Origin of the sequence: Salinicola socius (assembly GCF_001937195.1) — a bacterium.
Classification (GTDB): Bacteria; Pseudomonadota; Gammaproteobacteria; order Pseudomonadales; family Halomonadaceae; genus Salinicola; species Salinicola socius.
The window spans coordinates 114,873-127,947 of the sequence record NZ_MSDO01000005.1; the positions used below are offsets into that span (position 1 = coordinate 114,873).

The 13,075-nt window shown below is 65.3% G+C and carries 10 protein-coding genes; 7 read left to right on the forward strand and 3 right to left on the reverse strand.

Annotation, left to right across the window (positions count from 1 at the left end):
• Window positions 1–79 precede the first annotated feature (79 nt).
• A complete protein-coding gene (locus BTW07_RS19585; RefSeq protein ID WP_110640789.1) occupies window positions 80–592 on the reverse strand; it encodes a DUF302 domain-containing protein in 513 nt (170 codons plus the stop codon).
• Window positions 593–651: 59 nt separating this feature from the next.
• Complete coding sequence (locus tag BTW07_RS05875) at window positions 652–2,370, reverse strand: Na+/H+ antiporter (RefSeq protein WP_075569235.1); 1,719 nt, start codon at window positions 2,368–2,370, stop codon at window positions 652–654.
• Window positions 2,371–2,825: 455 nt separating this feature from the next.
• Between BTW07_RS05875 and BTW07_RS05880 the strand changes: the two genes are divergently transcribed.
• Genes BTW07_RS05880 through BTW07_RS05890 form a run of 3 tightly spaced genes read left to right on the forward strand, consistent with a single transcriptional unit; the run spans window position 2,826 to window position 6,609 of the window.
• Window positions 2,826–3,371: a (2Fe-2S)-binding protein gene (locus tag BTW07_RS05880; protein ID WP_075569236.1), complete on the forward strand. Its 546-nt coding sequence runs from the start codon at window positions 2,826–2,828 to the stop codon at window positions 3,369–3,371.
• Window positions 3,368–4,378 carry an FAD binding domain-containing protein gene (locus tag BTW07_RS05885; RefSeq protein ID WP_075569237.1) on the forward strand — a complete coding sequence of 337 codons (1,011 nt, stop codon included), beginning with the start codon at window positions 3,368–3,370 and terminating at the stop codon, window positions 4,376–4,378. Before BTW07_RS05880 ends, BTW07_RS05885 begins: the two co-directional genes overlap by 4 nt.
• Window positions 4,375–6,609, forward strand: a complete 2,235-nt coding sequence (locus BTW07_RS05890; RefSeq protein WP_075569238.1) for a xanthine dehydrogenase family protein molybdopterin-binding subunit — start codon at window positions 4,375–4,377, stop codon at window positions 6,607–6,609. The genes BTW07_RS05885 and BTW07_RS05890 overlap by 4 nt, the downstream gene beginning before the upstream one ends.
• Here the strand turns inward: BTW07_RS05890 and BTW07_RS05895 are convergent.
• On the reverse strand, window positions 6,592–7,248 hold the full coding sequence (locus BTW07_RS05895; protein WP_075569239.1) for a TetR/AcrR family transcriptional regulator: 657 nt from the start codon (window positions 7,246–7,248) through the stop codon (window positions 6,592–6,594). The two genes, BTW07_RS05890 and BTW07_RS05895, sit on opposite strands and share 18 nt — an antisense overlap.
• Before the next feature lie 121 nt (window positions 7,249–7,369).
• Here BTW07_RS05895 and BTW07_RS05900 point away from each other — a divergent pair, with 121 nt between their 5' ends.
• From BTW07_RS05900 to BTW07_RS05915, 4 genes are all read left to right on the forward strand, one after another.
• Window positions 7,370–8,461 (forward strand): HlyD family secretion protein, encoded by a 1,092-nt coding sequence (locus BTW07_RS05900; RefSeq protein WP_075569240.1) that lies wholly within the window; start codon window positions 7,370–7,372, stop codon window positions 8,459–8,461.
• 40 nt (window positions 8,462–8,501) lie between these two features.
• A complete protein-coding gene (locus BTW07_RS05905) occupies window positions 8,502–10,052 on the forward strand; it encodes a DHA2 family efflux MFS transporter permease subunit (RefSeq protein ID WP_075569241.1) in 1,551 nt (516 codons plus the stop codon).
• 173 nt (window positions 10,053–10,225) lie between these two features.
• Window positions 10,226–10,639 carry a hypothetical protein gene (locus tag BTW07_RS05910; protein WP_075569242.1) on the forward strand — a complete coding sequence of 138 codons (414 nt, stop codon included), beginning with the start codon at window positions 10,226–10,228 and terminating at the stop codon, window positions 10,637–10,639.
• A 9-nt stretch (window positions 10,640–10,648) separates the two neighbouring features.
• The gene (locus BTW07_RS05915; RefSeq protein WP_075569243.1) at window positions 10,649–13,054 is read left to right on the forward strand and encodes a GNAT family N-acetyltransferase; all 2,406 of its coding nucleotides are present in this window, start codon (window positions 10,649–10,651) and stop codon (window positions 13,052–13,054) included.
• The last annotated feature ends 21 nt before the right edge of the window (window positions 13,055–13,075 follow it).

The following is a 13,075-nucleotide window of genomic DNA, read 5'->3' on the forward strand; positions in this document are numbered from 1 at the left end:
AACGAAAGCCGCCGCCCTTTGAACATGACAACCGGAGGGCGGCGGCTTTTTCAGTCGCGCTGCGACTTCGGGTGCGACACTACTGCTGCAATGTCGCTTCGACGAGCTTCCGCATCTCCTGCTGCAACGGTTTGACCGCCGGGCAGTCGGCGGCGCCATGGCGTTCGGCGATCCAGGCGGGGTCGTTGTAGCCGAGCCAGGTCTGGTTGTCGTCGTCCTGCCAGATCAGCGCTTTCATCGGCAGGTCGATGCCGGCACTCGGCGCGCACTGGATCAGCGGTGTACCGCTCTTGGGATCGCCGAAGATGATGACCTCGTTGGGCAGCAGCGCCATGCTGCGAGACATCGCGCTCTGACGATGATCGACACGGGCGAACACGGTCATGCCGCTGGTGCGCACCTGTTCGGCGAACCGGGTGGCGGTGTCGTGAACGCTGGCGTCGCTCCTGGCGACGATCAGCCCCGGCACCGAGGGCGCTGTGTCTCCCGAAGCTGTCGACTCGGGCGCTTGGGCCGATGCGGAATTGGCCAACCCCAATAGCGCGGCGGCGAACAACGCGGCACGTGCCGAGTGGGCGAGGAATCGAGGCATGCGAAGTCTCCAGGTATTGATATCTGTCGGCGTGTTGAAGGTATCGGTCAGTGATGCGATCAGTGATGTGCCGCGCCCTGGTCGCCGGTCAGCGCGGCCTCGGCGAGATCGACCTCGCGGACCAGTTTACGCAGGACGTTGTCGTTGATGCGATCGCGCTGTCGCAGCTTGTAGTACTGGCGGCGTTCGGCGCGCAATGCTTCCAGACGGGTGTCGCGCTCCAGCTGGCGTGAGGTGGCGAGCTGAGGCGTTGCCGTATCGGCCGAGTGCAGCGTCAGGCGTTCGCGATAGTAGTTCATCAACTGAGAGCTGATCTCGTTGAAGGCGAGGATCGTCTCGTCGTTGGTCTGGCTGCGCGCAAACTCGCCCGTGCGATCGTGATGGTAGCGTTCGATGCGATAGATCGCCGCCTCGGCCCCGGCGATGCGCGCCTTGCGCTCTTCCTCGAACTCATGGGTGTCATTGGGGATCTTCAGATTCCGCAGCACCAGCGGCAGCCCGATACTGCCGGTGATCAGCGTGAACAGGATCACCCCGGTGGCCAGGAAAATCATCAGCTCGCGGGCTGGGAAGTCGCTGCCGTCGTTCATCAGATGCGGCAGCGACAAGGCCGCGGCCAGGGTGATCGTGCCGCGGATGCCGGCGAGTGTCGCCGCCAGCATCAGCTTCAGCGGAACGTGCCCGGTCCGATCCGGCGAGGGCAGACGCGGCTGGCGCTTGAGGATGGCCATCAATCGCGACAGCTCTCTACCCGTGGCGCTGGCGAGCCAGATCCAGACGAAGCGGGAGGCGAGCAGGGCGATCGAGATCGCCGCCACGTAACCCAGTAGGCGCAGAAACTCGTAGTCACCGATATCGTGCAGCGAATGATCCAGCGCGCCGCTGATGATCGCCGGCAGTTGGAAACCCAGCAGCAGAAAGACCAGTGCGTTGAGCACGAACTCGAGCATCTCCCACACCGCCTGGGTCTGCATGCGGGTATGCAGCTGGCCGACGCGCTTGATGTCGGCGCGGTTCATCACCATGCCGGCGGCCACGGCGGAGAGAATGCCGGACATGCCCAGGTGCTCCGCCAGCAGGTAGGCCGCGAAGGGAAGCAGCAGCACCAGCAGAATGACCTGCACCGTGGTGGCCTCGCCGAGATGTCGCTCGATCAGCCGCGTGCGCAGAACGTTGAAACCGAAAGCCAGCAGCCCGCCCACGACCAGGCCGCCGATCGAGATCAGCAGGAAGCTCCCGGCGGCATCGGTCAGCGAGAAGGTGCCGGTCAGTGCCGCCGCGACGGCGAACTTGAACGCTACCAGGCCGGAGGCGTCGTTCATCAACGACTCGCCCTCGAGAATTCTCATCAGTCGCGGCGGCACCGGCAGGCGTCCGGAGATCGACGATACCGCTACGGCATCGGTGGGCGAAAGAATCGCTGCCAATGCGAAGCAGATCGCCAGCGACAGCGTCGGAAACAGGACATGAATGAAAAAGCCGACGCCGACCACCGTGAACAGCACCAGCCCCAGGGCCAGGGCCAGGATCGGCCCGCGCAGAATCATGAATTCTCGTTGAGGGAATCGCCTGGCATCGGAGAACAGCAGCGGGGCAATGAACAGCAACAGGAAGATTTCCGGCTCGAGCTCGACATGCAGCCCCGAGGCCGGCCAGGCCAGTACCGCGCCGAGGGCGATCTGGATCAGCGGTGTGGGCAGGGCGGGGACAAAGCGTGTAATGACCCCGGTCGCCGAGGCGACCAACAGCAAAATCAGAACCAGCAGCAGCGTATTCATCGACCCGTTCAACCGGTAGACATTCGTTGGCCGACGAGCTTAACGGAAGTCGAACGCGCTGGGGCACGGTGCGACAAAATTTCTCGGCGCCGGGCCGGGCGAGATCCGGGCGGGGTGTCTATGCTGTTGTCGATGGATCGCCCCGGTGTCCTGACAACACCGGCTATCCGATGATTCTCGAGATGAACAACCGATCCGTCGGCCAGGCCTGCGGACTGTCATCGAACATCGTCACCCAGGATCTGAACAAAAGATCTGAGCAAAAGAACTGAGCTCGAGACGGTATCCAAGGATCTGAGCCAAAGACCGTAACCCGAGATCGTCGCCCCGCGTATCGCTGTCGATAACCCCATTGACGACAACGGTGCTGGATAACGACGCCTGACAACGAACCGTGGCATGGCGCAGTGACGCGCCTCGCTGCCGCGGTTTTCGATTCCTGATGAGGAGCCGGCATGATGGATGATTCCGTGCATTCCCGGACCGCGTTTTCCGAGACGCTGTCACTCAATCTGACGCTCAACGGCGAGCCGCTGACCCTGCAGGTCGCCCCCAACGCCGTGTTGCTGGACGTGTTGCGCGAACAGCTCGGGCTAGGTGGTACCAAGAAAGGCTGTGATCATGGCCAGTGCGGCGCCTGCACCGTGCAGGTCGATGGTCAGGCAATGAATTCCTGCCTGCGGCTGGCGGTGATGTGCGAAGGACAGCATGTCACCACCGTCGAAGGGCTGGCGCGAGACGGTGAGCTGCATCCGGTGCAGCAGAGCTTCCTCGAGTGCGACGCCTTCCAGTGCGGTTATTGCACGCCGGGTCAGATGATGTCGGCCTCGGCGCTGCTCGAGGATGATCGCATCGGCACAGACGATGCATCGGTCAAGGAAGCCATGAGCGGCAATATCTGCCGTTGCGGCGCCTACAAGAACATTCTCGAAGCGATCCAGCAGGCCCGAGTGCAGTTGGCTCACGATGCGACCGCTCCCCGCAAGGAGGGCGTCGCATGAGAACTTTTGCCTATTCCCGTGCCGACAGCGTCGAACACGCCGCGCATCAGACGACGCCCACCGCGGCTTTCGTGGCAGGCGGCACCACGCTGCTGGATCTGGTCAAGCTCGATGTCATGCGCCCCAGCGAACTGGTCGATATCAATACGCTGCCGCTCAAGAACGTCGAATGGCTCGATGATGGCCGCCTCCAGATCGGCGCGTTGGTGACCAACACCGATCTGGCCCACCATCCCGAGGTCAAGCAGCACTATCCGGTGCTGTCGCAGGCGCTGCTGGCCGGCGCCTCGACCCAGTTGCGCAACATGGCGACCACGGCCGGCAACGTGATGCAGCGGACCCGTTGCCCTTACTATCGCGATCCCGCCGCGGCCTGCAATCGGCGTGAACCGGGCAGCGGTTGCGATGCCCGGCACGGTCTCAATCGGTTGAACGCCGTGCTGGGCGGCAGCGACGCATGCGTCGCGGTGCACCCTTCCGACATGTGTGTCGCGATGGCCGCCATCGGTGCGACGCTGACCCTGAGCGGGCCACAGGGTGAGCGCGAAGTGGCGTTCCAGGATTTCCATCGTTTGCCCGGCGATACCCCGCACATCGAACATGATCTGGCCGATGGCGAGCTGATCACCGCCATCACGCTGGATCCGCCGCTGGCGCCGGCAGGGTCGTACTACCTCAAGCTTCGGGATCGGGCGTCGTACGAGTTCGCCCTGGCCTCGACGGCGGCGCAGCTGTCGCTGGATGGCGAGATGATCGGCGAGGCCCGGGTGGCGCTCGGCGGCGTCGGGACCAAGCCGTGGCGCTGCCCCGAGGCCGAAGCGGCGCTGGTCGGCCAACCCGCCGAGATGGCGACTTTCGAGCGTGCGGCGGACATTGCCCTGGGTGGGGCCACGCCGCTCGAGCACAACGCGTTCAAGATTCCGCTGGCGCGACAATCCATCATTCGTGCGCTGCGCGAGGCGACGCGTCTCGCCCGTCAGGGCGGAAAACAGGAGGGCCTGGCATGAACGATTTGACCCAATCCGCATTTGCCAAGCCGCGCGTGGTCGGCCAGCGAACGCCGCGGATCGACGGCGAATACAAACTGACCGGCCGGGCCGGCTACACCGGCGAACTGCTGGCCGAGGGCATGCGCTACGGCTATCCGGTGCCGGCGACGATCGCCAACGGTGTGCTCGAATCGCTCGAACTCGATGACGCCCTGGCAATGCCGGGCGTGGTCGATATCCTCCACCACGGCCATTTCGAAAGCTTGCACCGTTCGCCCAACTCCATGGCCCACGGCGACATGGTCAGCGAGGTGCGCCTGCCGTTCGAGGACGAGCGCATCTATTATCACGGCCAGTACGTGGCGCTCGTCGTGGCGGAAACCTTCGAACAGGCGCGGGCCGCCGCCCAGCGCGTCGTCGCTCGCTACCGGGAAGACGATGGGGCCGTGGTCGGGCTTCTGCACACCGACACCCAGGGTGAACTGCAGGAGAGCGCGGGCACGTCCCGAGGAGACCCCGAGGCGGCGTTCGGGGGTGCCGAGGTGAAAATCGACTCGACCTACCAGATCGCGGCCGAAAGTCATCTGCAGATGGAGATGCACGCGACGCTTGCCGAGTGGCGCGACGACGGCAAGCGCCTGGTGGTGCACGAATCGACCCAGGGCGTCTTCTTCCAGCGCAATGCGATGGCGCGCATCTTCGGTATCGCCCAGGAAAACCTCGAGGTCATCTCGCACTACATCGGTTCGGGCTTCGGCAACAAACTGTTCATGTGGCCCCATGCCGTAGCGACCGCCGTGGCGGCGCGTATGGTCGGCCGGCCGGTCAAGGTGGTGCTGCCACGCCAGCAGGACATGACCGGCGGCGGCAATCGCCCGGCTTCGCGTCAGCGCGTTCGCCTGGGCGCCGATCGCAGCGGCAAACTGACCTCGGTGATACACGACAGCACCACCGAGACATCATGGGTGCACCAATACGTCGATGCCTGCGGCAGCGCCACCCCGAGCTTCTATGCCTGCGACAACGTCTCGACCAGCCAGCGCGTGCTCGAAGTGAATCACGGCACGCCTTGCCCGATGCGCGCACCCGGTGAAGTCTCGGGTATCTTCGCGCTGGAAACGGCGATGGACGAACTGGCGGTCGAGCTGGGCATGGACCCGGTCGCGCTGCGCCAGAAGAACAACGCCGAGCAGGACCCGGCCAGCGGTCTGCCGTGGTCGAGCAAGCATCTCGACGAGTGCCTTACCAGTGCGGCCCGCCGGTTCGGCTGGGACAAGCGCGACCCGGCCATCGGCTCGATGCGCGACGGTGACGAGATCATCGGCTACGGCATGGCATCGTGCACCTGGTCCGCCGGGCGCCAGCCCTGCGAGGCGCGGGTCGAACTGCGCGCCGATGGCTCGCTGTTCGCCGCCTGCGGCACCCAGGATATCGGCACCGGCACCTACACCATCGTGGCGCAGGCCGTCGCCGAGCTGACCGGTACGGATCTTTCGCGTATCGAGGTCAAGCTGGGCGAGACCAGCCTGCCGGCCGGGCCGCTCTCGGGCGGCTCCATGGCGACAGCCACGGTGCTACCGGCCGTGGCCGCCGCGGTGCGCGACGCGCTGGATGCGATCAAGGAAGTGGCGGTTGGCAGCGGCGGCGCGTTCGAAGGCAGCGATGCCGACTCGCTTTCTGCCGAAGCGGGCGGCCTGACCGATGGCAAGCGTCGGGTGAGCTTCGCGGAGATTCTCGAGACCAGCAAGCTCTCGAGCGTCAATGGCAAGGGGAGCGCCGCGCCGGGCGACGAGCGAAGCGAGTACAGTTTCCGCTCGTTCGGCGCGCACTTCGTCGAGATCCGTATCGATCCCGAGATATCGCGCGTACGCGTGGCCCGGGTGGTGTCCACGATCGACATCGGCCGGGCGATCAATCCACCGACGGCGCGCAATCAGGTCGAAGGCGGCATCGTCATGGGGCTCGGCATGGGGCTTCTCGAAAAGCTCGACTACGACCCGCGTGACGCGCGGCTGATCAATGCCAACGTGGCCGACTACATCGTGCCGACGCATGCCGATGCGCCGGAGATCGACGTCGAACTGCTCGACTATCCGGACTTCAAGCACAATGAATTCGGGGGCCGTGGCGTCGGCGAGATCGGTCTCACCGGGGTGGCGCCAGCGATCGCCAACGCGATCTATCACGCCACCGGCAAGCGCTATCGGGACCTGCCGATCACGATAGAAGCGCTACTGGCTTCGTCCTGACGAAAGGTCTTCAGTGCCGTGCAGGAACAGCGTGACGCAGCGCGCAACACGCGCTTCAATCGCCGCCCGAGAGGGCGGCGATTCCAGTTGCAGCACGCGAATGAGGTGCCACTCGCCGAGCAGCATGCCGAGAAAGATCCCGGCGAGTTCGACGCTGCCGCCTGTCGGCATCAGCCGCCGCCTTGCCCGGCGATCGAAATAATCCGCCAGTGCGCGACGGACACGCCCCGGGCCACCATCGAAGAACAGCCGGGCCAACTGGGGCTGGCGTGGGCTCTCGGCCACGACTTCGCGGTAGATGCCCAGGGTTTCCTCGTCCATGACCTTGATCAGCAGATCGATCCCGAGCCGTTGAAGAGCGGCTTCGATGGGCAGTTCATCGACGCCTTCTGCGGTCAGCGTGTCGTAGATATGATGAGACCGACGTTCGATCATGGCCTGAAACAGACCTTCCTTGTTGCCGAAGTGGCGATAAAGGGTCGACAACGAGCCGCCGGCCTGGGCGACGATATCGTTGACGCTGACCTGGCCGTAGCCGCGCTCGAGAAATAGCCGCTGTGCCGCATCGAGCAGCGCATCCCGGCGCTGTCGGCCGCGCTCGGTCGTTGGCGGTGAATCCTTGGGAGAGATCGGTGGCATGGCGTTTCCTCGTGCCGACATGGCGCGATTCTTGTTGCGCGAGATGGCGTTTTTCAAAAGATAGTGTAGTCTACACTACACATTGAGTGGGCGTACGTCCCTGACTCGAAAAAGGCTCGGCATGAAGATCAAGAAAAAACTCTATTCGGCGGCAGTCGTTCTGGTAGTGCTGGCAGTCGCGCTGGTCCTCGTGTGGCGCTGGTGGCACACCGGGCGTTACTTCGTCGAGACGGACAACGCCTACGTGCATACCGACAGCGTCGCCGTACGCGCCGAGCTCAGCGCGCGAGTCATCGACGTGGCGGTGGACGACAATCAGCGCGTCAAGCAGGGCGACCTGCTGGTGCAGCTCGACGATCGGGATACTCGCAGCCAGTTGGCCCAGTCCCGAGCGCAACTGGCTGTCAGCACCGCCAACGTGATCCAGGCAGAGCGGCAGGTCGATCTCGACCAGGCCAGCATCGACGAAGCGCAGGCGCAGGTGACGGCGGCACAGTCGGACGTATCCCAGGCGCGCCAGCATCTCGAACGGTCCCAGTCGCTGGCCGCGAACAACTACGCCTCGCGCCAGCAGCTGCAGGACGATCAGGCCACGCTTCGCGTTGCCCAGGCGACGTTGGCGGCGCGCCAGGCCAGCGTCGAATCGGCCAAGCGGCGGCTGTCGGCCGATCGGGCCTCGATCGATAGCGCCAAGGCAAACCGCGATGCGGCCCAGGCCGATATCGATTATGCCCAGAGCCAGCTCGCCAAGACCCGTATCGTCGCCAGGCGCGATGGCGTGATCGGAAACCTGAGCGTCGAACCGGGCGATCTGGCCCAGCCGTCGCTCACCCTGATGCAGCTGGTGCCGGTCTCGAGCGCTTACGTGGTCGGCAACTACAAGGAGACCCAGATCGAACGGATGCGAGTTGGCCAGCCGGTGTCGCTGGAGGTGGATGCCTATCCCGATATCGAGTTCACCGGCAAGATCGACAGCGTGGCGCCTGCCACCGGCACCCAGTTCAGCCTGCTGCCGCAGGATAACGCCACCGGCAACTTCAACAAGATCGTGCAGCGCGTGCCGGTCAAGATTCGTGTCACCGGTCCCGAGGATCAATTGTGGCGGCTGCAGGCCGGCCTCTCGGTCGTGCCTTCGGTCGACACTCGGGAAGTCGATGGTCAGGCGATCTACTTCGATCCAGGCCCGCATCTGGAAGACGGCCCCGGCTCATGATGACAGACGGAGAGTCATCGGCACGCCGTGAGCCTCGATCATGAGTGAGGTGGCAGCGCCCACGGGGGCCGGCCCGCAGGAGATGCCCTCGTGGCATTACCGCTTCGGCTTCATCGCGGCGGTGTTCGGCATGTTCATGGCGATTCTGGACATCCAGATCGTCGCCAGCTCGCTGAACGAGATCCAGGCCGGGGTGGCGGCGAGCAGCGACGAGATCTCCTGGATCCAGACCTCCTATCTGGTTGCGGAGATCATCATGATCCCGCTTTCCGGCGTGTTGATGCGCTGGCTCTCCACCCGTGTCGCGTTCGTCATCTCGTGTGCCGGTTTCACCCTGGCGAGCCTGGGATGTGCGCTTGCCACCAGCATCGAACAGCTGATCGTGCTGCGTGCCATTCAGGGCTTCATGGGTGGCGCGATGATCCCGATCACCCAGGCGATCAGTTTTTCGCTGTTTCCGCGTCGCGCCATGGGCGCGGTGCAGGGCGTGATCGGCATGGTGGTGACCATGGCGCCATCGATCGGCCCCACCGTGGGCGGCTATGTCACCGAAATTTTCAGCTGGCACTGGCTGTTTCTGGCCAACGTGATTCCCGGGATCCTCGTCACGCTGGCGGCCTGGCGCTTCCTCGATATCGACGAGGGCGATGCCAGCGTCGCCAAGCGCCTCGATTTCCGCGGCCTGATCCTGATCGCGCTGTTCCTCGGCAGCCTCGAGTTCGTGCTCGAGGAGGGCCCCGGCGACGACTGGTTCGCGAGCGGGTTGATCGTGGGGATGACACTGCTGTGTGCCGTCTCCTGCATCGGATTCTTCTGGCGCGTGTTCACCTACCACTCGCCGATCGTCGACCTGCACGCTTTCCGCAATCTCAACTTTTCGATCGGCACCGGGCTGGTGTTCGTGGTCGGGATCGCGATGTACGGTCTGGTCTATCTGATGCCGCTGTTTCTGGGCGGGGTGAGAGGCTACTCGAGTCTGCAGATCGGCGAGGTGATGTTCGTCACCGGGGTGGCGATGTTCTTCACCGCGCCGATCGTGGGGCGGCTGACCAACTCGGTCGATCTGCGCGTGCTGCTGTTCTTCGGCCTGATGCTGATCGGCATCGGCACGCTGATGAACAACAATCTGACCAGCGAATCCGGCTTCTGGCAGTTCTTCTGGCCGCAGATCGTGCGCGGTATCGGCATGATCATGTGTATCATCCCGGCATCGCGAATTGCGCTGGGCACGCTGCCGCCCCAGGAGCTGGGCAACGCCGCCGGACTTTTCAGCGTGATGAGAAATCTGGGCGGCGCGGTCGGCCTGGCGATGCTCGACACCGTGCGCGACTGGCGGGTGGATTATCACTGGAATCAGCTGATCCCGGCGCTCGATCAAGGGCGTGTCGTGGTGCAGCAGCAGATCGCCAACTATCAGTCGATGCTGATCGGGCACGTCGCCGACCCCTACCACAGCGCGGTGGCCCTGCTCGGGCAGCGCTTCGGCGTTCAGGCCCAGGTGCTGGCCTATAACGATATCTTCCTGTGGCTTGGCTACATCTATCTGCTGAGCGTGCCGCTGGTGTTCCTGCTCAAGAAGATCGAACACTAGGCAAACACGTGATGAATGTCCGCGCTGCAAGGCGCGGCGTCGTTCGCCTTGAGCATCGCCTCGCTCGCCGATCCCTTCTGTGCTTACCCTCGAGATCCCTCGGCTGGCAAGGCCCGGGCGCCAATGATTCAATAGCGCCAATCTCTCGACCGACGACTGGCAGGATTCTCACCATGACTTCACCGCAACGACCCAAACCCGGCGCCGACGAACCGACTCGCACCGTGCTGCGTCTGATCGGCAGCTTTGCCGCGCCGGTGGTGGTCTATCTGGTCGGGTGGGAACTGGTGGCGCAGCTGATTCTACCGGGTGTGGCGGCCGGCGGGCGCGAATTCGTGATCAATCTGTTCAGCGTGCTGATCCCTTTCGTCGGCGTGCTGTTGAGCGTCTATCTGGCAGGGATCAAGGCCGGGCGCCTGATGGGCGGCGGCGTGATGGCGATATTCTTTCTCTATCTGTATACGTCGTCCGGTGTCGTTTTCAGCTGGCTGCCGGTGGCGTTGACGCTGGGCGGCATTGCGCTGGCGGTTCTCGCCGCGCGCTACTGTCCGACCCTGAAACCCGATCTCGGCGGTGCGTTCGGCTAGGGCCTGCCCATGACCACGCCCGACACGGATCCTTCACTTTCCGCCTGGCTGACCGAGCAAGGCGATGTCCTCCGGCGGCGGCGCTGGCGTGGTGTGCTGTGGATTGCCGACGACGCCTCGAACGCGATCCGGAAAGCGCGAACCTGGATCGCCGCGGGGCACTGGCAGTCGCCGCTGTGGATCGGCCCCGAGCTGTCGTCCCCCGACGGTGCTGTGACCTGGCCGTCCGGGGTGAAACGCCTGAGCGCATCCCGCGTCCGCAGTCGGTTAGGTAGCGAGCACGATCTGGTAGTGTTCGACGCGGTCTCCGCCGGGGCCGGCTTCGATCCGGATGCCTTCGGTGCCATCAGCGGTACGGTGCTGGCCGGTGGCTGGCTCGTGCTGCTGACGCCGGAGCACTGGCGAGAGCCGGCCAGCCCGGACTGGCGTGCGGATGCCGATTATCGGCGCCTCGCGCATTGGCCCCACGCGGTGGAAACCCTGTCGACGCGCTACCTGCGCCGCCTCGCCACCCAACTGCGCCGCGGCAACGAACTGGCCGCGTGGCCGGCAGACGCTGCGCTGCCGATCGCGCCCGCCTGGGCGGATGCCGGCGCGCCCACGCCATCCGATGCAAACCGCACCGAGTCCGAAGCCGCTGGTGAGACAGAAGCCGAAGCCGCCGGTGATTGTCTCACTTCGGATCAGGCCGTGGCGGTATCGCGACTGACCCGGATGCGGCGCCGACGCCCCGTGGTGCTGGTGGCCGATCGCGGGCGTGGCAAGAGTGCCGCGATGGGCATTGCCGCGGCGCGGCGTCTGCGGCAGGGTGAGCAGCGGCTCTGGATCACGGCGTCGAGTCTGGTCGCGGTCGACGCCGTGTTCGATCGCCTCGAGCAGCTGCTGCCCGGCGGTCGGCGCGAGGCCAATCGCTTCGAGGTCGTCGTGGACGGCCGCGATTGCCGGTGCGAGTGGTTGACCCCGGAGCAGGTGGTGCCGGCGCTGGCGGCGACCGGCATCGACGCTCGATCGCCGCCGACGCTGTTCGTTGACGAGGCGGCATCGATTCCCGCGGCGCGGTTGATGAGCTGGCTACGGCACTTTCCGCGCATTGCCTTCGCCACCACCGTGCACGGCTACGAAGGCACCGGGCGCGGGTTCGAAGTGCGCCTGCGTGACGCGTTGGACCGATTGACGCCGGACTGGCGGCGGCTGCAGCTCGAAACACCGATTCGCTGGGGCACCGAAGACCCGCTGGAGTCGCTGACACGAGATCTCCTGTGTCTGGATGCCGATATCGCCGCTCCCGAGTTGATTGCCGAATCGGTCTTCGGAGCAGCCTGCGAAGTGCCGGTCAGGTATGTCTGGCTGGATCGGGAGGCACTCGCCCGGGACGATGCCCTGCTGAGATCGATTTTCGGTCTGCTGGTACAGGCCCACTATCGCACCTCGCCGAGCGATCTGCGCCAGCTGCTGGATGGCCCCGATCTTCACCTGCTGGCGGCTTTCGTCGGCGACGCCGTGGGCAAGCCGCAAGCGATCGGCATCTGCGTGGTGCAGCAGGAGGGCGGCTTCGACGCCACGCTGGCCAACGCCATCTACCGCGGGCAGCGGCGCCCGCGTGGCCATCTGCTGGCACAGTCTCTGGCGACCCACGGCGGCTTTGAGGCGGCCGCGCTGGCTCGCTGGTGGCGGGTCACGCGGATTGCCGTTCATCCGGCGGCCCGGTGTCGGGGCGTGGGCGCGTCGATGATCGAACGGGTCGCGGCGGCGGCGCTGGCTCGCGGCCTGGACCGCCTGGGGGTGAGCTTCGGTGCCGAACCGTCGTTGATTCGATTCTGGCGGCGGCTGGGGTTCTGCTCGCTGCGTGTCGGGCTGACGCGGGAGGCCTCCAGCGGCGAGCCGGCGCAGATGATGGGGCGCGGGTTGACGCCGGAGGCCGGGCAGGCGCTGGCTCGCATGAACGACGATTTCGTCCGTTATCTGCCGGACCTGCTGGCAAGCGAGCTCAAGGACATCGAGCCGTGCGTCGTGGTGGGCTGGCTGCAAGAGGGTGCGCCGCCGCAGATTCCCGCCGATCTATGCGAGCGGCTTGGCTGGTTTGCCGCGGGCGGCGGGGAACTGGCGCTGATTCGGCCCTGGCTGCGCACGGCCTGGCTCGCCTGGTGGCGACGACAACCATCGGCCACCGTTGTGCCGGCACTCGATTCCGGTTGGGCAGAAGACGCGCCGGAGGCGGGGATGTCGGAAGCGGCTAGGGAGAACCTCGACCTGACGGCGGCGTCTCATGTCGCCGCTGTCGTGGCGGCGCTGTTCCAGTATCGGGATGAGGCGCTCTCGACACTGGGGCGGCGAGAAGGGCTGGCGGTGGCGCGAAGACTGGCATCGGCGTTGCTGGCCTGGCACCAAAACCATCGCGACCCGCGCACTCCTTGAGCTCCCGCCGCGCCTCATCGC

Bases quoted from the DNA above. Each gene is read 5' to 3' on its own strand.
- BTW07_RS05895 (WP_075569239.1), bottom strand. From the start codon at position 7,248: ATGCCACCGATCTCTCCCAAGGATTCACCGCCAACGACCGAGCGCGGC.
- BTW07_RS05905 (WP_075569241.1), top strand. From the start codon at position 8,502: ATGAGTGAGGTGGCAGCGCCCACGGGGGCCGGCCCGCAGGAGATGCCC.
- BTW07_RS19585 (WP_110640789.1), bottom strand. From the start codon at position 592: ATGCCTCGATTCCTCGCCCACTCGGCACGTGCCGCGTTGTTCGCCGCC.
- BTW07_RS05900 (WP_075569240.1), top strand. From the start codon at position 7,370: ATGAAGATCAAGAAAAAACTCTATTCGGCGGCAGTCGTTCTGGTAGTG.
- BTW07_RS05880 (WP_075569236.1), top strand. From the start codon at position 2,826: ATGATGGATGATTCCGTGCATTCCCGGACCGCGTTTTCCGAGACGCTG.
- BTW07_RS05890 (WP_075569238.1), top strand. From the start codon at position 4,375: ATGAACGATTTGACCCAATCCGCATTTGCCAAGCCGCGCGTGGTCGGC.
- BTW07_RS05915 (WP_075569243.1), top strand. From the start codon at position 10,649: ATGACCACGCCCGACACGGATCCTTCACTTTCCGCCTGGCTGACCGAG.
- BTW07_RS05910 (WP_075569242.1), top strand. From the start codon at position 10,226: ATGACTTCACCGCAACGACCCAAACCCGGCGCCGACGAACCGACTCGC.
- BTW07_RS05875 (WP_075569235.1), bottom strand. From the start codon at position 2,370: ATGAATACGCTGCTGCTGGTTCTGATTTTGCTGTTGGTCGCCTCGGCG.
- BTW07_RS05885 (WP_075569237.1), top strand. From the start codon at position 3,368: ATGAGAACTTTTGCCTATTCCCGTGCCGACAGCGTCGAACACGCCGCG.